The sequence below is a fragment of the Sphaerisporangium sp. NPDC005288 genome, assembly GCF_040607475.1.
GTDB lineage: Bacteria > Actinomycetota > Actinomycetes > Streptosporangiales > Streptosporangiaceae > Sphaerisporangium > Sphaerisporangium rhizosphaerae.
The window spans coordinates 20,024-41,711 of sequence record NZ_JBEXGT010000054.1 but is presented as its reverse complement, the minus strand read 5'-3'; the positions used below and the strand labels follow the sequence as shown (position 1 = coordinate 41,711).

The 21,688-nt window shown below is 71.7% G+C and carries 17 protein-coding genes; 7 read left to right on the top strand and 10 right to left on the bottom strand.

Going from position 1 to position 21,688, the window contains the following annotated elements; translation table 11 throughout:
• Nucleotides 1–145: 145 nt before the first annotated feature.
• The 5 genes from ABZU32_RS35505 to ABZU32_RS35485 all read right to left on the bottom strand — a co-directional run bounded on the left by ABZU32_RS35505 (nt 146) and on the right by ABZU32_RS35485 (nt 5,462).
• The gene (locus tag ABZU32_RS35505) at nt 146–1,282 is read right to left on the bottom strand and encodes a glycoside hydrolase family 68 protein (RefSeq protein WP_354929631.1); all 1,137 of its coding nucleotides are present in this window, start codon (nt 1,280–1,282) and stop codon (nt 146–148) included.
• Nucleotides 1,283–1,442: 160 nt separating this feature from the next.
• Complete coding sequence (locus ABZU32_RS35500) at nt 1,443–2,339, bottom strand: ROK family protein (protein ID WP_354929628.1); 897 nt, start codon at nt 2,337–2,339, stop codon at nt 1,443–1,445.
• A gap of 5 nt (nt 2,340–2,344) precedes the next feature.
• Nucleotides 2,345–3,169, bottom strand: a complete 825-nt coding sequence (locus tag ABZU32_RS35495) for a carbohydrate ABC transporter permease (protein WP_354929625.1) — start codon at nt 3,167–3,169, stop codon at nt 2,345–2,347.
• Nucleotides 3,166–4,095: a sugar ABC transporter permease gene (locus tag ABZU32_RS35490; RefSeq protein WP_354929622.1), complete on the bottom strand. Its 930-nt coding sequence runs from the start codon at nt 4,093–4,095 to the stop codon at nt 3,166–3,168. Before ABZU32_RS35490 ends, ABZU32_RS35495 begins: the two co-directional genes overlap by 4 nt.
• Before the next feature lie 5 nt (nt 4,096–4,100).
• Nucleotides 4,101–5,462, bottom strand: coding sequence for a hypothetical protein (locus ABZU32_RS35485; protein WP_354929619.1), 1,362 nt, complete (start codon nt 5,460–5,462; stop codon nt 4,101–4,103).
• A 147-nt stretch (nt 5,463–5,609) separates the two neighbouring features.
• Here ABZU32_RS35485 and ABZU32_RS35480 point away from each other — a divergent pair, with 147 nt between their 5' ends.
• Nucleotides 5,610–6,683 carry a LacI family DNA-binding transcriptional regulator gene (locus tag ABZU32_RS35480; protein WP_354929616.1) on the top strand — a complete coding sequence of 358 codons (1,074 nt, stop codon included), beginning with the start codon at nt 5,610–5,612 and terminating at the stop codon, nt 6,681–6,683.
• Between the two features lie 121 nt (nt 6,684–6,804).
• Here the strand turns inward: ABZU32_RS35480 and ABZU32_RS35475 are convergent, their stop codons facing one another.
• Together ABZU32_RS35475 and ABZU32_RS35470 are read right to left on the bottom strand one after the other, a co-directional pair.
• The gene (locus ABZU32_RS35475; RefSeq protein WP_354929613.1) at nt 6,805–8,790 is read right to left on the bottom strand and encodes an alpha-L-fucosidase; all 1,986 of its coding nucleotides are present in this window, start codon (nt 8,788–8,790) and stop codon (nt 6,805–6,807) included.
• Between the two features lie 395 nt (nt 8,791–9,185).
• Complete coding sequence (locus ABZU32_RS35470; protein ID WP_354929610.1) at nt 9,186–9,908, bottom strand: FadR/GntR family transcriptional regulator; 723 nt, start codon at nt 9,906–9,908, stop codon at nt 9,186–9,188.
• A 364-nt stretch (nt 9,909–10,272) separates the two neighbouring features.
• On the opposite strand from ABZU32_RS35470, the gene ABZU32_RS35465 reads away from it, so the two are divergent.
• Genes ABZU32_RS35465 through ABZU32_RS35455 form a run of 3 tightly spaced genes read left to right on the top strand, consistent with a single transcriptional unit; the run spans nt 10,273 to nt 13,973 of the window.
• Nucleotides 10,273–11,349 carry a sugar ABC transporter substrate-binding protein gene (locus ABZU32_RS35465; RefSeq protein ID WP_354929607.1) on the top strand — a complete coding sequence of 359 codons (1,077 nt, stop codon included), beginning with the start codon at nt 10,273–10,275 and terminating at the stop codon, nt 11,347–11,349.
• Nucleotides 11,350–11,362: 13 nt separating this feature from the next.
• Nucleotides 11,363–12,928, top strand: a complete 1,566-nt coding sequence (locus ABZU32_RS35460; protein ID WP_354929604.1) for a sugar ABC transporter ATP-binding protein — start codon at nt 11,363–11,365, stop codon at nt 12,926–12,928.
• A complete protein-coding gene (locus ABZU32_RS35455; RefSeq protein WP_354929601.1) occupies nt 12,921–13,973 on the top strand; it encodes an ABC transporter permease in 1,053 nt (350 codons plus the stop codon). Before ABZU32_RS35460 ends, ABZU32_RS35455 begins: the two co-directional genes overlap by 8 nt.
• A gap of 168 nt (nt 13,974–14,141) precedes the next feature.
• On the opposite strand, the gene ABZU32_RS35450 is transcribed toward ABZU32_RS35455, so the two are convergent.
• On the bottom strand, nt 14,142–15,434 hold the full coding sequence (locus ABZU32_RS35450) for an L-fuconate dehydratase (protein WP_354929598.1): 1,293 nt from the start codon (nt 15,432–15,434) through the stop codon (nt 14,142–14,144).
• A 415-nt stretch (nt 15,435–15,849) separates the two neighbouring features.
• Between ABZU32_RS35450 and ABZU32_RS35445 the strand changes: the two genes are divergently transcribed.
• Both ABZU32_RS35445 and ABZU32_RS35440 read left to right on the top strand, forming a co-directional pair.
• Nucleotides 15,850–17,247, top strand: a complete 1,398-nt coding sequence (locus tag ABZU32_RS35445) for a histidine kinase (protein WP_354929595.1) — start codon at nt 15,850–15,852, stop codon at nt 17,245–17,247.
• Between the two features lie 429 nt (nt 17,248–17,676).
• The gene (locus tag ABZU32_RS35440) at nt 17,677–18,681 is read left to right on the top strand and encodes a hypothetical protein (RefSeq protein WP_354929592.1); all 1,005 of its coding nucleotides are present in this window, start codon (nt 17,677–17,679) and stop codon (nt 18,679–18,681) included.
• Nucleotides 18,682–18,743: 62 nt separating this feature from the next.
• Here ABZU32_RS35440 and ABZU32_RS35435 read toward each other — a convergent pair whose 3' ends face one another.
• Nucleotides 18,744–19,415, bottom strand: coding sequence for a response regulator transcription factor (locus ABZU32_RS35435; RefSeq protein ID WP_354929589.1), 672 nt, complete (start codon nt 19,413–19,415; stop codon nt 18,744–18,746).
• Nucleotides 19,416–19,596: 181 nt separating this feature from the next.
• Between ABZU32_RS35435 and ABZU32_RS35430 the strand changes: the two genes are divergently transcribed.
• Nucleotides 19,597–20,532, top strand: a complete 936-nt coding sequence (locus ABZU32_RS35430) for a LysR family transcriptional regulator (RefSeq protein WP_354929586.1) — start codon at nt 19,597–19,599, stop codon at nt 20,530–20,532.
• A gap of 27 nt (nt 20,533–20,559) precedes the next feature.
• Here the strand turns inward: ABZU32_RS35430 and ABZU32_RS35425 are convergent, their stop codons facing one another.
• Nucleotides 20,560–21,642: a hypothetical protein gene (locus tag ABZU32_RS35425; protein WP_354929583.1), complete on the bottom strand. Its 1,083-nt coding sequence runs from the start codon at nt 21,640–21,642 to the stop codon at nt 20,560–20,562.
• Nucleotides 21,643–21,688 lie beyond the last annotated feature (46 nt).

The window sequence follows — 21,688 nt, the reverse complement described above, 5'->3', positions numbered from 1 at the left end:
TTCCGCCGGCGATCGACCCGAGACGTCTGCCGTGCCGCACATCGAATCGATTCGAGCGACGGCCGGACACGGCCCCCTGAGACGCGGCCCTCGTGGCCGCGTCCCTGGGCGGGCGACGCGGCCACGAGGCCGTCCATGCGTCCGGTCAGCGGGCGGACGGCACGACGGTGGTCGTCAACCCGTCCACGGTGAGCCTCAGCGCCGGAGCGATGGTGCCGCCGAAAGCGGCCCGTGCCCGCTCGGCCTCCGCGAACCGGAGGTCCATGCCCGGCTCGGACCCGTAGTTGGCGAAGCCGACCACCTGGAGGTCGGGCAGCACCAGCCAGGCGTAGGTCTGGTCGGGCCGGGCGGAGGGATTGCCGAGCACGAGCCCGGACCCGTTGAGCGGCTCGTACGGTCCGGTCAGGCTGGGCGCGGCGAAGCCGTACAACCCGGTGGGCGCGCTGCCGGCCGGGTGGAAGCCGTGGCGCTGGGTGGAGAAGAACAGGTAGTAGCGCGACTCGTGCACGATGACGTGCGGTCGTTCGAGCTCGTGGTTGACGCCTTCGGCGACGAGCAGGGGCGGCTGCAGGACCCAGGCGCCGGCCCGCCGCCCGGCCAGGGCGATCGCGCCGGTGAAGCCGTCCTCCCAGGCGGTGGACGCGGCGACGAGCAGGTGGTCGCGCCCGTCGGCCGGGTCGCGGAACCAGCCGGGATCGCGGAAGGCCCTGATGCGGCCCGGCGCTCCCTCGGACTCGTCGGCCGGCAGGTACATCCGGCCGTCGGAGCGCAGCACCTCGCGGTGGTCGGCGTCCCGTCCGAGCGCGATCCGGCCGCCGTCGGCGATGAGGGCGGGACGGGTCTCGATGACGCTCTGCGCGAAGGTCGGGCGTGCCTCGCCTCGCCGTCCGGCGGCCGTGTAGAACACCGAGACGGTGCCGTCGGGCCGGCGGACCGCCGACCCCGACCATTCGCGGCTGCCGGGCGAGGCGCCGTCGGCGAAGGCGTTCCCGAGGTCGGTCCACTCCTCGCCGTACCTGGCGAGCAGGCGGATGCGCGCCTGGTCGTGGCGCTCCTCCGGATGGCCGAGGGCGGGAGCCGACAGGGCCATCCACAGCTCACGCCCGCCGATCACGCTCGTCGAGCCGTCCTCCTCCTGGATCGGCCACAGGTCCCACAGATAGTGGCCGGGCAGGATGCGCGGCAGGGACGGCGGATCGATGACGGGCACGGTGACCGCGCCGGTCTCGGCGAGCAGGTCGAGATGCCGGCGGGTCCAGCGCGCCGGCCGGCCGTCGCTCACGCGGCGCCCTGCCGGCGGCGGTGACCACCGATGCGTCCGTGGAGCGCGCCGGGTCCGTCCGCCGTTCCCCGTGCGGCCCGTGACCGTCCTTGGCGGAGCATGGTGAACCTCTTCTCTGAGAGTGATGGATGTGATCTCGCCTGACCGGCGGGCCCGCCGGTCAGGCCAGGGCGCTCATGGCGAGCTCGACGGCGCCGGCGATTCCGGAGTGGTCGCCGAGCGAAGGGCCGGCCACGTACTCCTCCATGGCGGACCGGTCGGTCAGCGCCGGTATCGCCGGATAGCCGGCGGCCAGGTCGAACGCGCGCGCCCGGATCCGGGACAGCAGCCCCGGACGCTTCGCGACGCCGCCGCCGATGACGATCCGCTCGGGAGACAGCGCGTAGGTGAGGGTGGTGACGGCGTAAGCGAGGTACTCGGCCTCGAGCTCCCACGCCGCCGGGTCGTCCAGGTCCTCCGCACGCCGTCCCCAGCGCCGGCGCATCGCCTCCCCGGAGGCGAGCCCTTCCAGGCAGTCGCCGTGAAAGGGGCAACTGCCCGCGAACGGGTCTCGGGCGCGGTCGTGCGGGATGCGGATGTGGCCGAACTCCGGGTGCAGGAGACCGTGCGCCGGGCGGCCGTTCAGCACGGCTCCCACGCCGATGCCCGTGCCCACGGTCATGTAGGCGAGCGTCTCCAGCCCTCGCCCGGCGCCGCGCCGCCACTCCCCCAGCGCGGCGGCGTTCACGTCGGTGTCCAGGCCGACGGGAACGCGCAGCGCGGCGCGCAACGGGGAGACGACGTCGGTGTGGGTCCAGCCGGGCTTGGGCGTGACCGTGATGTGGCCGTACGTCGGTGAGCCCGGCCGCAGGTCGACCGGGCCGAAGGTGCCCACGCCGATCGCGGCGAGCGTCCGGTGCTCCTGGAAGAACCGCACGGCGCCGGTGATGGTCTCCTCCGGCGTGGTGGTCGCCAGCACGTGCGTCGCGAGGATCTCCCCGCCGGCGTCGGCGACCGCGCACACCCACTTCGTGCCGCCCGCCTCGATCCCGCCGAAGAGCGGCGGCGGTGCGCTCATCGCCGTCATCCCTTCAGCGAGCCCTGGAGCAGGGCCTTGACGAAGTGACGCTGGAAGATCAGGAAGATCGCGAGCGTGGGGGCCAGGATCAGCAGCGACCCGGCGCACAGCAGCGGGATGTCAGTGCCCCACTGGCCCTGGAAGGCGCCCAGCGCGCCGGACATCGTGCGCTTGGCGGGGTCGTCGACCAGGACGATGGCCAGCAGGAACTGGTTCCAGGTCCACAGGAACAGCAGGATGCCCAGCGAGGAGATCGCCGGCATGGCCAGGGGGAGGTGGATGCGGCGGAACAGCTGCCATAGGTTGGCGCCGTCCATCCGCGCGCTCTCGGACAGCTCCCCGGGCATGTTGACGAAGTGGGCGCGCATCCAGAAGACGCTGAACGGCATGAACAGGCCGATGAGCGGCAGGATGATCGCCCACCGGGTGTTCAGGAGCCCCATGTCGCGGATCTGGTAGTACAGCGGCGTGATGATGCCCTCGAACGGCAGGGTCAGGCCGAGCACGAACAGCAGGAAGACCACCCGTCCGCCGATCACCCGCAGGTGGCCGATGGCGAAGCCGGCCATCGTGCCCAGCAGGATCGACAGCGGGACCACGCCCAGCACGATGAGGACGCTCGACTTCAGCAGCTCCAGCATGTTCGCGGCCTGGAAGGCCCGCGGGAAGTTGCCCCACTGCGGGTGCTCCGGCCAGGCCAGCCCGGCCGGGTAGGTGCCCGAGGGGTGCAGGGCGGTGACGAACAGGCTGATGAACGGCAGGAGCGTGACCGCCATCATCAGGAAGAGCAGCAGCCGGCCGGTCCAGGCCTCCCCCCGTGCGGTGATCATCGGTTGCCGTCCTTCGCGAACCACTGGATGGGAAGGGCGCAGGCCATCACCAGGACCATGAGCACCACGGCGAGGGCCGAGGCCATGCCCACCTCGCGTTCGGAGAAGGCCAGGTAGAAGATCTGCAGGCCGGGCACCATGGTCGTGTTGCCGGGGCCGCCCTGGGTGGAGATGTAAATGATGTCGAAGCTCGCCAGCGCCGCGATCACGGTCACGGTGACGCAGACCGCGATCTCCTGGCGCAGGCTGGGGACGGTGATCGAGATGAACTCCCGCCACGGCCCGGCGCCGTCGAGCCGGGCGGCCTCGTACAGCGCCGGGTCGATCTTGCTCATGCCCGCCAGGAGCAGCAGCGTGCACAGGCCGAGCAGCACCCACGCGCCGATCATGCCGACCGCCGGCAGGGCGGTGCCGAAGTCGCCCAGCCAGGCCCGGGTCACCCCGCCCAGGCCGACCAGCGTGAGCAACTGGTTGACCACTCCGGTGGAGGCCAGCAGCCAGCTCCACGCGATGCCGGCGGCCACCAGCGGGATGACCTGCGGCAGGAAGATCACGGTGCGCGCCACCAGGGCGAGCCTGGTCGCGGCGATGCGCCTGATCGTCGCGGCGATCGCCAGCCCCAGCACGACCGGGATCGCGCTGAAGAACACGATCAGCTTGACGGCGTTGACCAGCGACTCGAACAGGTCGGGGTCGGTGAAGACCTTGCCGTAGTTGGCCGGCCCCACCCAGGTGGAGGCGCCGATGCCGTCCCAGTCGTACAGCGAGTACTGGAACGTCACGGCGATCGGGCGCAGGACGAACACCGCGTAGAAGGCGAGCGCCGGGGCGACGAACAGCCAGCCGGCCAAGCCGCGCGAGCCGCGCAGCTTGGCCGTGACCGGCCGCCGGGACGCCGATCGGGCGCCGGCGGGGCGGGGCACCACCTGTCTCAGTTCCCTTCGAGCTGGCCGGTGTAGTCGGCCTGGACGCTCTTCAGCAGCTCCTGCGGCGTCTGCTGCCCGGCCACCAGCTTCTGCAACTGAGGCGTCCAGCTCTTGGCGTAGATGGCGCCGGTGGCGTTGGCGATGAAGTCCATCGCGCCGTTGTCCTTGGCGATGTCGGCGCCGGCGGACAGCGTGCTCGCGGTGACCTTGTCGGCGGGCACCTCGGGCATGTACGCGTCGGCCGGTCCCATCGGGTGCGACCCGCCGACCTCGACGCCGATCTCGCGGGCCCGCTTGTCGGTGGCCACCCAGTTGAGGAAGAAGGCGGCGCAGTCGGCGTTCTTGGCGCGGGCGGCGATGCCGAAGGTCAGGGGGGCCGACATCGCGGCGCGCTTGCCGCCCTGCTGCGCGGGCGGCATCAGGGTGAAGCCGGCGTTGCCCGGCATCTGCTTGTCGAGGTTGCCCGACTCCCAGTCTCCGTTGAACATGAACAGGCCCTTGCCGCCGATGAAGCGGCTCATCATCGTGGCGTAGTCGACCGCGTTGACGTCCTTCTGGAAGTATCCTGCCTTGACCCATCGCTCCAGGTGCTGGGCGGCCTGCAGGTTCGACGGGGTGTCGATGGTCGCGCCTGGCTTCTGGAAGATCCAGTCGTTGATGGGCCCGGGCGGCCCGTAGGAGGCCATGAGGTTTTGCAGCGGGAACGCCAGGCCGCCGGTGGCGCCGCCGTTGAACTGCAGGATGGGGGTGAGGCCCGCCTTCTTGGCCTTGTCCAGCGCCTGGTCCAGCTCCGCCAGCGTGGTGGGCGGCGCCGACATCCCGATCTGGGCGGCCAGCTTCTTGTTGTAGAACAGACCGGTCAGGCTGAAGTTGAGTCCCAGGGCGTACAGCGAGCCCTCGCCGCGCGGGCGCCCGCCCGGGCCCATGCGCAGCTGCTCGAGCTGCGAGGCCGGCCACCGGTCCCAGCCGAACGCCTTGGCGTAGCCGTCCAGGTTCTTCAGCAGGTTGTCCTTGACCAGCTCCGACACCTGGGGAAGGCGCATCAGGTCGGGCGGGTTGTCCGCCAGCACGCGCGGGGCGTTCTGCGTGATCACCGCGAACTGGTCCTCACGGATGTCCCAGGTGACGTTCGGGTGCTGCTTGGTGAACTCGGTGGTCAGCTCCTTGGGCAGCGGGAACCCGGTCTCGAAGTAGCCGCTGAGCTTGACCGGAGCCGTGCCGCAGGTGGGCGCCGCGGACGTCGACGACGTGCTGGTGGCCTGGGGTGGCGGGTTGTCGCTGCCGGGAGCCGCGCAGGCGGCGGCCAGCGTTCCCATGGCGATCACAAGCGCGGCCCCGGACCTGCCGGGGCGACCTCGACGAGCCATGCGCATCTCCTCTGCTGCCTGGGACCATCCGCACCGGGCTGACGTCCCGTCTTCGTTGCTAAATCGGGTTAGCGCCCGTTAGTCTCACCGTGCACGTCGCACGATGTCAACCCTCCGTAACACACTCTTGACGATCGGAGGCTCCGGGTGAGCCCACGCCGGGTCACGCTGGCCGATGTCGCCAAGGCCGCGGGCGTCTCCCGCCCGACCGCCTCGCTGGTGCTGTCCGGCCGCGGCCGTGAGCTGCGCATCTCTCAGGACGTCGAGCAGCGGGTGCTGAAAGCGGCCGACGAGCTGCAGTACCGGCCCAACATCGTCTCGGTGGGCCTGCGCACGGGCACCTCCCGGACGATCGGCTTCGTCTCCGACACCGTCGCCACCTCGCGGCTGGCCGGCGACATGATCAAGGGAGCGCTCGAGGCCGCCCGCGACCGCGGCTTCATGCTGTTCATCGGTGAGACCGAAGGCGACGCCGAGCTCGAACGCCTGCTCCTGCAGGCCATGCACGACCGTCAGGTGGACGGGCTCATCCTGGCCTCGATGTTCACCAGGACCATCAAGGTGCCCAAAGGCATCACGGCCTCACCCGTCGTGCTGCTCAACGCGGTGCCCAAGGGGCCGGCCGTCCTGCCCGCCGTCCTCCCCCACGAGGTCGAGGCCGGTCGTCTCGCCGCCCGCGTCCTGCTGGACGCCGGCCACCGCGACGGCATCTACCTGATCGGAGTCGGTCCGGGCCTGCGCAACGTGCCCTCCGAGAGCGTCGCGGCGCTGGAACGGCTCGTCGGCATCCGCGAGGCCCTCGGCGAGGCGGGGGTGAAGGTGGCGGGCGCGCGCACGTGTTTCGACTGGCAGCCGGAGTACGGCCTCGCCGCGACGCGCGACCTGCTGGAGACGGTCAGGCCGCGCGCGCTGATCTGCTTCAACGACCGCATCGCCATGGGCGCCTACCAGGCGCTCGACGACTTCGGGCTCAAGGTGCCCGCGGACGTCTCCGTCGTCTCCTTCGACGACCATCCCATCGCCTCGTGGATGCGGCCCGGCCTGACCACCGTCGCGCTGCCCCACTACGAGCTGGGCCGCAAGGCCGTCGACGTGCTGTTCACCGAGATGGACCGCGACCCCGCAGAGCTCGGCGCGGCGGCCGAGGTGCACCGTGTGCCGATGCCGGTCCGCTCCCGCGATTCCGTCGCGCCGCCTTCTGGCGCGCACTCCCCCGGCTGAGCGCCGCCCGCCGGCACGCGGGGTGAGGTGGTGAGGAGGGCGCGCATGGCCGCGGCGGCCGCGTCTCGGCGCGACCGCCGCAGCACGCCGCCGGGGCGGGTGAGAGGGGTGGTGGTACCGCTCAGAGCGCGGTGATGGTCCACTGGTTGTTGGTGCTGGTGTTCGGGGCCCACATCTGCACGGCCGAGCCGGCCGTGGTGAGGCCCGCGCCGTCCAGCGCGGTTCCGGTGCCCCGGTTGATGATCTGGTAGCGGCCGTTGCCGACGTTGTTGAGCCGCCACTGCTGGTTGTTGCCGCCGTTCCAGGCCGACTGCAGGCAGTTGGCGCCGTTGGCGGTGTTGCCCCAGCTGTCGGCGACCATGCCGTTGGTGCGGTTGACGATGCGGTACCAGCCGCTGCCGAGGTCGACGAGCTGCCACTGCAGGTTGTTGCTGCCGTCGTAGTTCCACTGCTTGAGCGCCGAGCCGGAGGCGACGCTGCCGCCGCTGTCCAGGGCGAGGTTGGTGCTCACGTTGTTGATCCGCACCCAGCCGGTCGGGGTGGGGCCCGAGCCCGGGGCGGGGATGGAGCCGTTGAAGGTCAGCTTGACCACGTAGGCGGGGGCGCTGAACGGGGCGCTGGAGGAGGGCATGGTGATGTGCAGGCCCGAACCGTCCTGCGTGCGCGTGGGCAGGTTGGTGTACTGGCCGGCCGTGGAGCCCAGCAGCTGCACCGACGCCAGGGTGCTCAGGTTGATCCGGTTGGAGCCCAGCGTGCCGATGTTCAGCGTGCCGCCCGGCCAGCCCAGCACCGTGGCGTACAGCACGGTGTTGTCCTTGCTGCGGGTGAAGCGGATGTCGGTGTTGGTGCCGGCCCGCGGCGTGGTGAAGGACCCTCCGCCCATCTGCGTCGGCCCCTCGCCGTAGACCGACCAGGCCCGGGTGGCGTAGATGGACTCGCCGAAGCGCTTGAGGTAGTCGCCGATGCCGAGCAGGACCGACCGCTGCCCGGAGGGGATGGTGCCGTCGGCCATCGGCGCGATGTTGAGCAGCATGTTCCCGTTCTTGCTGACCCGGTCGATCAGCGAGTGGAGCATGGCGTTCAGCGAGTAGTAGCCGATGCCGACGGTGTAGCACCAGCTGGAGCTGGAGATGCTGTCGTCGGTCAGCCAGTAGGGGGTCTGGATGCCGGCCGGGCCGCCGCGCTCGTAGTCGAACACCTCGCCCCGGTTGTTGAACCCGTCCTTGTAGGTGGCGACGACGTCCTTGTTCCAGGAGACAGCCCGGTTGTAGTAGTACGACAGGAAGTCCAGCCGCCGGGACTCGGGGAGCTGGGTGAGGTTGAAGTCCTGCCAGATGACGTCGGGCTGGTAGCCGTCGATCACCTCGCGCAGCTTGTCGTACCACAGTTGCTGGTGGGTGGACGCGCCGAGCTGGCCGTACAGCTTCTTCAGCGAGTTGGTCGACTGCGTCGGCACCCACTGGTAAAAGCCGGTGAAGTTGTAGGCGTGGTGCAGCGACACGATCAGCTTGATGCCCTTGGCGCGGATGGCGTCGGCGTGCAGGCGCAGCAGGTCCAGCCGGGGCCCGGTGGCCACGGAGTTCCACTCGTTGACCTGGCTGTTCCACATGGAGTAGCCGTCGTGGTGCTCGGCCACCGGCCCGGCGAACCTGGCCCCGGCGTCGGCGAACAACTGCGCCCACTCGTTGGGGTCGAAGCTGCCGCCCGCGGACTTCAGCTTGGGCGCGAACTGCACGAAGTTCCCGGCCTTGTCCCGGGCACCGTTGATGAAGTTGTGGTACGGCCACGCGGAGGGATCGCCGTAGACGCTCTTGTGGTGGTTGTTCTCGTTCGACCCGTTGTTGTACATGTTGCGCGGGTACCACTCGTTGGCGAAGGCGGGGACGCTGAACACGCCCCAGTGGTAGTAGATGCCGAACTTGGCGTCCTGGAACCACTCGGGGGCCGGCGGGTGCTGGTCGACCGAGGACCACGACGCGGTGTAGCTCTGCGGGCCGTCGGTCGCGAACGCCGGGCGGAACCCCAGCAGGCCCGAGGCCGCGACACCCCCGGCCCCGGCGAGGAGCGCGCGACGACTGAACTGGTACGAGGACGAAGACGAGGACATGAGCGGGGACCTCTCAGGACCAAGGAGCTCTACTGGGTCACGTGCGTTGTTTCGCCGAGATGACTGGAGTGTCACACCTGAGACATTGGATGTCTTTGTAGACCTCCCAGGGGCATCTGTCCAGCCCCTCGCCGATTTCCGGAGACGCCGGCCGGGACGGGGCCTGGCACGGAACATCGCGGGACCACGAGGTCGCACGGATGGACGGCGGTTCCGGAGCGGGTGCCCGCGATGCCGCTGACGGGTGCGCATGCCGCGGACGCGAGTCTCCCCCGCCACGGTCTTCCGTCCGCAGACAACCCATGTCTGACACCGCCCGCAGATGATCGCCGAGGTCCGGGGCGACTGTAACTTTCAGCGCGCGACGGCGCGCCGGTCTCCGGGACGGCCGGCCCTCAGGATGATCGCCGCAGTGGCGCGAGGGCGGGCTCCGGCAGCGACGGGCCGAGGTTCTTCCGCAACCAGGTCTCGGTGGTGTTCACATGCATGAGCGCGGCCGCCTGGGCCAGGGGCGCGTCGCCGTCGGCGAGCGCGCGGTAGATGGCGGCGTGCTCGGCGATGGTGCGGTCGGCCGCGTTCCCCTCCACCAGGCCCCGCCAGACACGGGCGCGCAACGTCCGGCCGGCGATGCCGGCGAGCAGTGCGCACAGGGACCTGTTGCCCGTCGCCTCGAACACCGCCCGGTGGAAGGCGTCGTCGTGGTGGTTGAGCATCTCCACGTCATCGTGCGCGGCGATCATGGCATCGAGATGGCGTGCGACCTCCGCGAGCTGGTCCGCGGTGATGCGCAGCGCGGCCACGCCCGTGGCCACCGGCTCGAACAGGCGCCGCACCTCGGTGATCTCCAGCAGGTCGTCGCCCCGCATCATCTCGACGGCGAGGCCGACCCCTTCGAGCAGCAGCTCCGGCTTCAAACTCGTGACGAAGGTGCCGTCTCCCCTGCGCACCTCCAGCACGCGGGTCGTGACCAGGGAGCGGACGGCCTCTCTGAGCAGGTTGCGGGAAAGGCCCAGCTCGGCGGCCAGGTCCTGCTCGGGAGGCAGCCGCGCACCGGGGTGGAGGGTCCCGTCCTTGATGAGTTGCCTGATGCGTTCGATCGCCTGCTCGGTCAACGACATAGACGAATCTTCGTACCTCAGGACGGAGGAGAGCCACCCCACCCCCGTCCGAGAACGCCATCGAGGGCCACAGACATGTGATGAATCGGCTGATTCGGCACGACTCATCGATCATCGGACGCGTCCGGCCGTCCGCCCGGGATGATGCCATCTCCGACCCTCGTGGGGTCCCGGCGAATCCGTCCCATGAGGTCTGGACACCGGCCAGGTTTGGCCATAGAAAGACATCCCATGTTCTTGTCGATGATGAGCGCTTGTGCGGCTCCTCGCCGGAGTCCCGCGTCCCGCGGCGCGGACCCCGCCCGAGCCCGCGGCGCGGCCCGCCACGGCGATCCCCCATCGTGGTGATTCTTGAGGAGAGACGATGAAACACAGAAGGTTCGCGCTGGCCGCGGCCCTCGCCATGTCGGGGTGCCTCGCCGCGGCATGCGGCGGCGGTGGCACCGGCGGTGGCGGCGGCGGTGAGAAGGGCGCGCCGGCGAAACCGCTCATCGGCGTCGACTACCCGCGGTCGGACACCGACTTCTGGAACTCCTACATCAGGTACGTGCCCCAGTTCGGCGGCGAGCTCGGAGCCGATCTGAAGACCACCAACTCCCAGAACGACATCTCCACGCTCACCGCCAACGTGCAGAGCCTGGTCGGCCAGGGCGTGCGCGGCATCGTCATGGCCCCCCAGGACACCGCCGCGGTGGCGCCCACGCTGCAGCAGCTCGAGACCAAGAAGATCCCCGCCGTTCTCGTGGACACCCGGCCCGACCAGGGGAACGCCTTCATGGTCGTGCGCGCCGACAACCGCGCCTACGGCGAGAAGGCCTGCCGGTTCCTGGGCGAGAAGCTCAAGGGCAACGGCAAGGTCGTCATGCTCCAGGGCGACCTGGCGTCCATCAACGGCAGAGACCGCACCGAGGCCTTCAACGAGTGCATGAAGCAGAACTACCCGCAGATCAAGGTGTTCGGCGAGGCCGCGAACTGGGACGGCGCGGTGGCCGCGCAGAAGCTCTCCACGGTCCTCACCGCCAACCCGGACGTCAAGGGCGTCTACATGCAGTCGAGCTTCGCCCTGGCCGGCACGCTGCAGGTGCTCAAGCAGCGCGGCCTGCTGGTCAAGCCGGAGGACCCCAAGCACGTCTTCGTCGTCTCCAACGACGGCATTCCCCAGGAGCTCAAGGACATCGCCTCCGGCGACATCGACGCGACCGTCTCCCAGCCGGCCGACCTGTACGCCAAGTGGGCCCTGTCGTACGCCAAGGCCGCGATCGACGGCAAGACCTTCCAGCCGGGCAAGACCGACCACGACAGCACGATCGTGCAGGTCCGCGCGGGACTGCTCGAAGACCAGCTGTCCGCGCCCCTGGTCACCGCCGACGGCGGCACCTACGGAGGCGTCCCCAGCGTCAAACACGACGACAAGTCGCTATGGGGCAACAACCTGAACTGAGAGGGCAAGGGTCATGGGCGACCACGCGGGAGCGACCGCGAAACCCGCGCCCGCACGCGACGGCGAGCCGGCCCCCGCCGACGGGCCGGTCGCCGAGGCGGAGCGCGTCACCAAGAGATACGGCGAGACCGTCGCGCTGGACGGCGCGCACATCACGATCATGCCGGGACGGACGCACGCTCTGGTCGGACGCAACGGCGCGGGCAAGTCGACCCTGGTCTCCATCCTGACCGGGCTGCAGCCGCCGGACGAGGGGGAGATCCGCTTCGCCGGGGCCCCCGCTCCGCGGCTCGCCGACCGGGACGCCTGGCGTGAGCGGGTCGCCTGCGTCTACCAGAAGTCCACCATCATCCCCGAGCTGACCGTGGCCGAGAACCTCTACCTGAACCGGCACAAGCGCAACCGGCTCGGGCTGGTCGACTGGAAAAGCGTCTGGCGCAAGGCGTCGGAGCTGCTGGAGACGTGGTCGGTGGACGTCGACGTCCGGCGGCCGGCGCGGGAGCTCGGGGTGGAGCAGCGGCAGTTCGTGGAGATCGCCCGGGCGCTGTCGTTCGGCGCGCGGTTCATCATCCTGGACGAGCCCACCGCCCAGCTCGACGGCGCGGCGATCTCCCGGCTGTTCGAACGCATGCGCGCCATGCGCGAGCAGGGCGTCACGTTCCTGTTCATCAGCCACCACCTGCAGGAGATCTATGAGATCTGCGACACCGTCACGGTGTTCCGCGACGCCCGGCACATCCTCACCGCGCCGGTGGCCGAGGTTCCGCAGGGCGACCTGGTGGGGGCGATGACCGGCGAGGCCGCCGGCCTGCGGGAGCGGCGGATCCGTCCGGCCGTGCCCTCGGACGCGCCCGTCGTCCTGGACGCCAAAGGACTGGGCGACGGCGAGCTCTACCACGACGTGGACCTGCGGGTCCGCGCCGGGGAGATCGTCGGGCTGGCCGGGCTGGGCGGCAGCGGGAAGACCGAGCTCGCCGAGGCCGTCGTGGGGCTGCGGGCGCCCCGGTCGGGGACGGTGGAGGTGGCCGGGAGCCGCCCGCGGCCCGGCAGCGTCCCGGCGTCGCTGACCATGGGCGTGGGGTTCGTCCCCCGGGACCGCCATCACCAGGGCCTGGTCCCGCTGATGTCGATCGCCGACAACACCACGCTGACCATCCCCGAGCGGCTCGGTCCTGCGGGCTTCGTCAGCGGCCGGCGCAAGGACCGGCTGGCCCGCGAGATGATCGACAATCTGGCGATCAAGACCCCTGGGCCCGAACTGCCCGTCACAGGGCTGTCCGGGGGGAACCAGCAGAAGGTCGTGATGGCCCGCGCGCTGGCGAACGGCCCCCGCCTGCTCGTGCTCATCACCCCGACCGCCGGGGTCGACGTCCGCTCCAAGGAGTTCCTGCTCGGCAAGGTCGAGGAGATCGCCGGGACCGGGACCGGCATCGTGATCGCGTCGGACGAACTCGACGACCTGCGGCTGTGCGACCGGGTGCTGGTGATGTTCCATGGCCGCGCCGTCGCGGAACTGCCCGCCGGCTGGCACGACCACGAGATGGTGGCCGCCATGGAAGGAGTCGACCTCGATGCCTGAGACCACCACCGCGCCGTCCGGCACCGGACGCCCGCCGGGCTCCCCGTCCTCGGAGGGCACCGGACCTGGAAGGCGGCGCGCCGGGCCGCGCCTGGCGCGGCTGCGCGACCTGGCCCTGGTCCCCGCGATCATCGTGATCGCAATCGTCGGGCAGGTCGTCCACCCGATCTTCCTGCAGGCCGACAACCTGATCAACATCCTGCAGACCATGTCGGAGATCTCGCTGCTGGTGCTCGCGCAGACGCTCGTCCTGGTCGCCGGCAGGATGGACCTGTCGCTGGAGTCGACGTTCGGGCTGGCGCCCGGCGTGGCCGCCTGGGTGACGGTCGCGGCGGGGACGGGACACGGGCTCGGCCTGCTGTCGGGCGCCTGGGCCATCCCGGTCACCCTCGCGGTCGGGGTGCTGGCGGGGGTGGTGAACGCGCTGTTCATCGTCCGCTTCGGCCTGAACGGGTTCATCGTCACCCTCGGCATGCTGATCGTGCTGCGCGGCCTTCTCACCGGCATCTCGGGCGGGCAGACCTTCTTCAACCTCCCCTCGTCCATGACCTACCTGGGCTCGGCGTTGTGGCTCGGCATCCCCGCGTCCATCTGGGTCTGCCTGCTGCTGTTCGCGGCCGGCGTGGTGCTGCTGGGGTTCACCGGCTTCGGCCGCTCGCTGTACGCGATCGGCGGCAACGTCGACGCGGCCAAGGCCGCGGGAATCCGCACCGACCGGGTGCTGTGGATCACGCTGATCACCGCGAGCGTGCTCGCGGCGCTCGGCGGCCTGATGCTCGCGGGCCGGCTCGCCTCCGTCGCCGCCGGCCAGGGAAACGGGGCGATCTTCACCGTGTTCGCCGCCGCCGTCATCGGCGGGGTCAGCCTCAACGGCGGCAAGGGGACGGTGTTCGGCGCGTTCACCGGCATCCTGCTGCTCTACATGATCCAGAACGTGCTGACCCTCGCGGGCGTCCCGGCCCAGTGGATCGGCGCGCTCAACGGGGCGATCATCCTCACCGCGCTGGGGATCTCGCGGCTCACCGGCGGCAGGACACAGGAGTGAACCAGGGACGGCGGTGGCCGGGCTCGGGCCGACCAGATGGTCCGCCCGGCCCCCGCCGGCTCTGACCCGGACGCCTGAGGCCGTGACGGCGGAGCCCGTCCGCCGCGCGCCCCGGCGTCCATGGTCAGCTGCTCGATCGGATCGATCGCGGTCTCGGCGACGCCCGCGTCAGCCTCCCCAGCGGTGCCCGTCGGGATAGCGGTAGGCGGCGACGGAGCCGGGGTGCATGCGGGCGCTGTAGCCGGGGGCCTCGGGCAGCCGGTAGCGGCCGCCCTCGACCCGCACCGGGTCGGTGAAGTGCTCGTGCAGATGGTCGACGTACTCCAGCACCCGCCCTTCGAGACGGCCGCTCACGCAGACGTAGTCGATCACGGAGATGTGCTGGACCAGCTCGCACAGGCCGACGCCGCCGGCGTGCGGGCAGACGGGCACGCCGAACTTGGCGGCCATCAGCAGCACAGGGACGATCTCGTTGACCGAGGCCAGGCGGCAGGAGTCGATCTGGCAGAAGTCGATCGCCCCGGCCTGGAGGAGCTGCTTGAACATGACGCGGTTGTGGCAGTGCTCCCCGGTGGCCACTCCCACGGGGGCGACCGCCTTGCGGATGGCGGCGTGGCCGAGGATGTCGTCGGGGCTGGTCGGCTCCTCGATCCACATCGGCTCGTACGACGCCAGCCGGTTCACCCACTCGATGGCCTGCGGCACGTCCCACACCTGGTTGGCGTCGATGAGCAGCGTGCGGCCGCCGAGCTCCTCCCGGGCGATCGACAGGCGGCGCACGTCGTCCTCGACGTCCGCGCCCACCTTGAGCTTGACGTGGGTCCAGCCCTCGGCGACGGCCTCACGGCACAGGCCGCGCAGCTTGTCGTCGTGGTAACCCAGCCATCCTGGGGAGCTGGTGTAGGCCGGGTATCCCCGCTCGGCGAGCTCGGCGACGCGCTGCTCGCGCGTGGGAACGAGCGCGGCCAGCATCTCGACGGCCTCGGCGGCCGTGAGCACGTCGGACAGATAGCGCAGGTCGCAGGCCGCGACCAGCTCTTCGGGCGGCATGTCCGCGACCAGCCGCCACAGCGGCTTCCCGGCCCGCCGGGCGGCCAGGTCCCACGCGGCGTTCAGCACGGCCGCCGCCGACAGGTGCACCACGCCCTTCTCCGGGCCGAGCCAGCGCATCTGGCTGTCGCCCATGATCTCCCGGTAGAGGCCGCCGAGGTCGCGGGCCAGCTCGTCCACGTCGCGGCCGGTCAGCCGTGCCCCGATCTGCCGGGCCGCCGCCACGCACAGGTCGTTGCCGCGCCCGATGGTGAACGTCAGACCGTAGCCCGCCAGCTCGGCGTCGTCGGTCACGAGGACGACGTAGGCGGCCGAGTAGTCGCCGTCGGGGTTCATCGCATCGGACCCGTCGAGGGTGGCCGAGGTGGGGAACCGGACGTCGATCACGTTCACCGAGGTGATTGTCGGCATGAACCAGCTCCCATTGATCCGATGAATACGCCCTGGACAGTAGAATCGCATCCGGCTCGGGACAAGTAAATCCACGTTGCGCGACTCCCCCGTCTTCCCGCAAACCCGATGAATCCCCTACCCGCGCCCCGCGACGTCCACCTCGCCGTCACAGAGCGGGACCGAGCGGCGAGCGGTCACCGGGTGGGCCTGGCGGGCGAGAACGACCTCGCGTACCCGGAGCCCAGAACGATGGGGAAGAGGCGACCGGGTGGCGGGGACGACCTCGGCATGCTCCGCGAGCTGCGGGCGGCGTGGCGCGCGCCCGGCGCATGACGAAGACAGGCGGCGACGGCGTCGGGGGTGGAGCACGACCTCGCGTCTCCGGGGCCGGGACGAGCGGCCGGCGGCGTCCCGGGAGGCTAACGTGGTCCGCGTGCCCGACCTCGCCGCAGCTCCTCCTCGCACCCCGGCGGACCGGTGGGGAAGCCGGCGGGACACGGCCACGCTGGTGGGTTTCGCGCTGGCCTTCGGCCTGCTCGACGTCGTGATCTGCCTCAGCAGCCGGCCCACCACGGGGTGGGCGGGCCCGCGCGCCGATCTGCTGCTGCAGCTGGCGGTGGACGCCTCGCTGGTGTTCCTCGGCCGGTTCCCGCGCCAGGTCAGCGGGGTGGTGCTGGTGGTCGTAGCGCTCACGCTGCTCTCGGACACCTTCTCCCCCGGCCTGTTCTCCCCCGTCGAGCCGGCCAGCCCGCTCGCGTTGCCCCGGGCCACCCCGGTGGTGGTCATCTACCTGGTCAGGCGGCAGCCGCAGCGGGTCGCGCTGCCGCTCGTCGCGCTGTTCGCGCTGGCCGGCAGCCGGCTGTGGGAACCGAGCTGGACCGTCACTCCGGTCGGGCTGCTCAGCACGACCGGCCCGGCCGTGGTCGTGCTCTACCTCGACGCGCGCAGGCAGCTGCTGCGGTCGCTGCGCGACCGCGCCGAGCGGGCCGAGCGCGAGAAGCACCTGCTGGCCGCGCAGGCACGATCCGAGGAGCGCCGCCGGCTCGCCGCGGAGATGCACGATGTGCTCAGCCACGGCGTGAGCCTCATGGTGCTGCACGCCGGGTCCTTGGGCGTGACCTCCTCCGACCCCGCGGTACGCGAGGCCGCCGAGGAGATCAGGGCGGCCGGCGCGATGGCCCTCGACGAGCTGCGCGACCTCATCGGCGTGCTCAACGGCGAACCGGACGATACCCGCGTCCGCTCGGCGGACGGCGAACCGGACGATACCCGCGTCCGCCGGGCGGACGGCGAACCGGGCGCGACCCTCGGCCGCCGGGCGGACAGCGAACCGGACGAGGCCGGCGCCCACCCGCCGGGCCCGAGCCGCCGCCCCGCCGGCGCGCGGCGGCAGGCGCCCCCGGTGCCCGACCCGGCCGCCCTGGCCGAGGAGTCGGCGGCCGCCGGCTTCCCGGTCGAGCTGGACGTCGAGGGCGAGCGGTCGCTGATGTCGCCCACGATCGCGCGCACGGTGCACCGCATCGTGCGGGAGGCGCTGACCAACACCCGCAAGCACGCGCCGGGCGCCCACGTTCGGGTCCGGCTGCGCTACCGGCCGGACGGCGTCACCGTCCGCGTGGTCAACGGCGCCGCCGCGCGTCCGGCCGACGAGGTGCTGGCCGGCAGCGGGTCCGGGCTCGGCCTGGCCGCCCTGGAGCACCGGGTCGACGTGGTCGGCGGCACTCTGCGCGCGGGCCCCACCGGCGACGGCGGCTTCCTGGTCGCCGCGGAGCTGCCGGCGTACGTTTCGGCCTCGCAGACCGATGGCAGGCCCGCCACCGCCCACGGCTGACCCCGATGCCTCGCCGCTGACGCCGCTGATACGTGAATGACCCCGGCTGGGCGTGGCTCTCCACCCTGGCCACGTGCCGGAGATGATCGGCGCCGGGTCGGCGGGTCGTGGTACGGCGATCCCGGCGGCTGCTACGGCGCCCGAGCCGGTGATCGTGGATGGCCGGCGCATCGGCGACCGCGACCGGCAACTTTCGTTGTCGCCGGAGCCCACCTTGTGCCGTAGCCCCCGCCCCGCGTACCCGGGTTGCATGGAGGACGGAACCGCTGGGTCCGGTATCCGCCGGCGCGTTCCCGAGGGCCGATGGCCGAGCAGGGAGGTGGGCGGGCCGGTGGATGGACCCGCCGGGACGACCGGGGCGACGCCCGCCCATCCCCTTCGCGGCCTCCCGGCGGCGAGACACGGACGCACGATGTGGAGTGAACATCCATGAAGAACCGGCCTCGCGGCGAGCGCAACCGGCTCGCCGCGCTCACCCTGGTGGTCCTCGGGCCGTTGGTCGCCGAACTCGCCCTGGGCTCCACGCCGGTGCGGATGGCATGGCTGCTGTTGCTGTGGCTGCCGATCTACGGCGCTGGGGTCCTGCTCATCCGCGAGCTGGTACGCCGCTTCCGCGGCGGGTGGCTCAGCGTCATCCTGCTCGGGGTGGCCTATGAGCTGGTCGAGGACGGCATCGCCCTTCAGGCCCTGTCCAGCCCCCACCTGTACGGCGCGGCCGGCTGGGCTCCCCGGGTGCTCGGCCTCAACAGCGCCTATCTGGAGGCCAACCTGCCCTACCACGTGGTGTTCAGCGTCACCGTCCCGATCCTGCTGACCGATCTGCTCTTCCCGCGCCACCGCCACGTGCCCTACCTGGGCCGGACCGGGCTGGTCGTCACCGGCCTGTGCGCCCTGGCCGGGGTGGCCCTGCTGAGGGTCAGCGTGCCCCCGAACCAGGATCCGGGGTACATGGCGCCGCCCGGTGTGCTGCTGGGGTGCCTGGTGGCCGTCGCCGTTCTCGCCGTGATCGCCCTCGGTGTGCTGCCGAGGCGCGCCGCGCGTCCGCGCACCGACGCGCGGGTGCCCTCCGCCCGGGCGCTGGCGGGGGGCGGATTCCTCGCCACCCTCGCCTTCATGGGCCTGCTGTTCCCCTTCTGGGGGGCCGCACAGCCGGCCTTCACCCATGGCCTGTGGGTTCTGCTCCCGATGGCGGCCGCCGCCGTCGTCGCCGTGGGCACGGGACTGCTCGTCCACCACTGGTCGGCCTCCTCGCGATGGGACGATCGGCAGTGCCTGGCCCTGGCGGGCGGCGCGCTGATAGCGCACACGGTCTTCGGGGTCGTGGGCGTGGCCGACACGGCCCTGGACAGGGCGGGCCTGGTCGTCCTCGGCCTGCTCACCGCCTGGCTCCTGCTCGTGCTGGCCCGCCGTCCGCCGGCGGCGGCGACGGGCTGAGCCGGGCGGTCGCGCACGTGCCGGTGGCACCACCGCCGGCGTATCCAGGTGACCGGCGGGTCTCAGCCGGTGAGCCCGGCCTCGTGGGCCAGAAGGCCGGCCTGCGTACGGTTCGCGCAGCCCAGCTTCGTCAGCATGCGGGAGACATAGCTCTTCACCGTCGCCTCGGACAGGTGGAGCCTGGCCGCGATCGCGGCGTTCGACATCCCTTCGCCGAGGCAGGCCAGCAGGTCGATCTCGCGCTCGGTGAGCTCGTCCAAACGGGTCCTGGCCTGCTGGACGCGCTGGTGCCGGCCGGCCGAGGCGGCGACCACGCGGCGCGTGGCCTCCTTGGACATCACGGTGTGCCCCTCGGCCGCGACGCGGACCAGGCCGATCAGGTCCTCCGGCGGCGTCGTCTTCAGCAGGAACCCCGACGCGCCCGCGCTCAGGGCCTTCATCACATGAGCGTCGGTGTCGAACGTCGTTAGCGCCACCAGCGCCGGAGCGGCCGGCATCGCGGCGATCTTCTCGATGGCGGTCAGCCCGTCCACCTCGGGCATCCGCAGGTCCATCAGCATCACGTCGGGCCGGAAGCGCACGGCGGCCTCGATCGCCTCGGCCCCGTCCTGCGCCACGCCGACGACCTCGATGTCGCCGGCCGAGCTCAGCACGGTCCGCAGGTGTGCCAGCACCATGGGCTCGTCGTCGACGAGGACCACGCGGATCGCGGTGCGGGCGCTGTCGGCGGACACCCCTGCAGTATCGCATCACGACCGGCCGGATGAGGCTCCCCCGAGCACGGCGGTTCCACCACGCCTTTCGCCCGCACAACCGATTCGCGATCGCAAGCATGGAGCACGCGGCATATCAGGACTTCACGCGCCCGATGAGCCGCCTGGACACAACCACGGGTTGTGGCCATAGGGTACCCGGATGGACCTCGACACCGTCCGGACCTTCGTCGCCGCCGCGGACGCGGGACAGTTCCAGGAGGCCGCCGCCGAGCTGGCGGTCACCCAGCAGGCCGTCTCCAAGCGCATCGCCGCGCTGGAGCGCGACCTCGGCGTGCGGCTGTTCACCCGCACCGCGCGCGGCGCCGAGCTCACCATCGACGGGCAGGCGTTCCTGCCCCACGCGCGCGAGCTGCTGCGCGTCGCCGAGCGCGCGGTCGGGTCCGTGCGCCCCGGCAGCCGTCCCCTGCGCGTCGACGTGATCGCCTCGCGCGGCGCGGCGTCGGGCCTGATGCGCGGCTTCCACCGCGCGCACCCCGAGATCGAGCTCGACGTGGTGATGCTGCTCGAGATCGAGACGGCCGTCGCGGCCATCCGGTCCGGAGCGATCGACGCGTCCTTCCGCGCCGTCGCCGTGCCCGGCCGGCCTCTTCCCGAGGACTTCGCGTCGGTCCGGGTGCTGGACGAGCGGCTCCAACTCCTCACCGGCCCCGCCCACGCGCTGGCGGGCGCGCGGTCGGTGACCGTCGCCCAGCTCGCCGGGCACCGCATCTGGATGCCCGGCCTGGTCCCCGGAACCGAGTGGACCGCCTACTACGACGACCTGGTCGCCGGGTTCGGCCTCACAATCGAGGCGACCGGCCCCAATTTCGGCTCCGACGCGCTCCTGGACACCATCGCCGACACCCCGGCCCTGGCCACCTTCATGGGCGAGCGGACGCGCCTGGTCTGGCCCGCCGACTACGGCCTGCGCCGCATCCCGGTCACCGGCCCGACGCCCGTCTACCCGCATTCGCTCCTGTGGCACCGCGACAACCCGCACCCCGCGCTGGCCACGCTCCGCGCCTACCTCGCCGCCACGGCGGCCGGCCACGACGCCGCCGGCACCTGGGCCCCGGACTGGGTCATCCCACGGTGAACGCCGCGTCCGGACCTGAGGGCGGCGTCAGCGGACGGAGGACACCGCGATGCCCATTCCGTCGCGCAGGCCGGTGCCGCCGTCGGTGAAGGTACGCCGCGGCGGGGTGTTGCCGTCGGCCAGCCGGTCGAAGGCCAGGATGCTGCCGGGGCCGTCGAACGCGGCGGCTTTGGTGAGCACGTAGATGGTGCCGTCGACCTGGCTGCCGACGATGCCGGTGATCACCTTCCCGGCCAGGCCGGTCGCCGGGCCGGAGATCACGCGCACCGGGGCGGCGTCCCCGCTGGCGGTGCCGGCGTACACGTTGATGTGGGTCTGCTGGCCCTGGCTGACGGCGACGTAGAGCCGGCCGGTGAAGGGCGAGTAGGAGACGGCGAGCTGGTCGCAGGTGCTGGAACAGCTCCCCAGGCCGGTGTGCGGGCCGGCGATGACCCGTGCCGGCGTGGAGCCGCCAGTCGAGCCGCCGTTGAAGAACTCCACCGCGTTGCCGTTCGCGCGAACCACCGCGGCGATGACATGTCCGGACGTGTCGGTGGTCAGGACGCCCGGCCACGGGTGGAACGACTCGTCGATCGGGATCTGGCGTACCGCGGGCACCGTGTAGAGGTTCGCGGGGGTGCCGCTCGCATTCGGCGCGGCCACCGCGATCATCGCCTCGGCCTGCCCGGTCGCCACGTACGCGAACCCCGCGGCGTCCACCGCCACCGCCCGGGAGTCCGGCCCGGCGACGCGGAAGATCCGGCCCGGCGTCGTGGCCCCCGGCGGGTAGACGAAGGTGGTCGCGTCCGACAGGAAGCTCTGCGCGTAGGCGTTCCCCCGGGTGTCGAAGGCGATTCCCCACGGCCCCCAGTAGGTGTTGGGGTCGCCCGGGTCGGCCAGTTGCCGCACCGGCGACACCGCGCCCGAGCTCCCGGTGGGGTAAGCCGTCACCGGTCCGCGGGTGTTGGCGACGTACAGCAGCTCCGGGCCGGTGGGGAACGGCGTCGGACTGACGGAGGGCCCGCCGGAGGGCACGGCGGACGGCACGGCGGCCGTGGCCCTGGCCGTGGGGAAGCCGCCCAGCCACCCCGTGCCCGCTACGACCGCGAGCGCGGCCACGACACCTGCCACACCCAACCGCTCTGATACACCACGCCGCATGCGCACAACGTCGCAC

What these genes read in the sequence shown, in the direction of transcription:
- ABZU32_RS35500 (WP_354929628.1), bottom strand. Translation starts at nt 2,339, where the DNA reads ATGAGCGCACCGCCGCCGCTCTTCGGCGGGATCGAGGCGGGCGGCACG.
- ABZU32_RS35495 (WP_354929625.1), bottom strand. Translation starts at nt 3,169, where the DNA reads ATGATCACCGCACGGGGGGAGGCCTGGACCGGCCGGCTGCTGCTCTTC.
- ABZU32_RS35485 (WP_354929619.1), bottom strand. Translation starts at nt 5,462, where the DNA reads ATGGCTCGTCGAGGTCGCCCCGGCAGGTCCGGGGCCGCGCTTGTGATC.
- ABZU32_RS35475 (WP_354929613.1), bottom strand. Translation starts at nt 8,790, where the DNA reads ATGTCCTCGTCTTCGTCCTCGTACCAGTTCAGTCGTCGCGCGCTCCTC.
- ABZU32_RS35470 (WP_354929610.1), bottom strand. Translation starts at nt 9,908, where the DNA reads ATGTCGTTGACCGAGCAGGCGATCGAACGCATCAGGCAACTCATCAAG.
- ABZU32_RS35465 (WP_354929607.1), top strand. Translation starts at nt 10,273, where the DNA reads ATGAAACACAGAAGGTTCGCGCTGGCCGCGGCCCTCGCCATGTCGGGG.
- ABZU32_RS35460 (WP_354929604.1), top strand. Translation starts at nt 11,363, where the DNA reads ATGGGCGACCACGCGGGAGCGACCGCGAAACCCGCGCCCGCACGCGAC.
- ABZU32_RS35455 (WP_354929601.1), top strand. Translation starts at nt 12,921, where the DNA reads ATGCCTGAGACCACCACCGCGCCGTCCGGCACCGGACGCCCGCCGGGC.
- ABZU32_RS35450 (WP_354929598.1), bottom strand. Translation starts at nt 15,434, where the DNA reads ATGCCGACAATCACCTCGGTGAACGTGATCGACGTCCGGTTCCCCACC.
- ABZU32_RS35440 (WP_354929592.1), top strand. Translation starts at nt 17,677, where the DNA reads ATGAAGAACCGGCCTCGCGGCGAGCGCAACCGGCTCGCCGCGCTCACC.
- ABZU32_RS35430 (WP_354929586.1), top strand. Translation starts at nt 19,597, where the DNA reads ATGGACCTCGACACCGTCCGGACCTTCGTCGCCGCCGCGGACGCGGGA.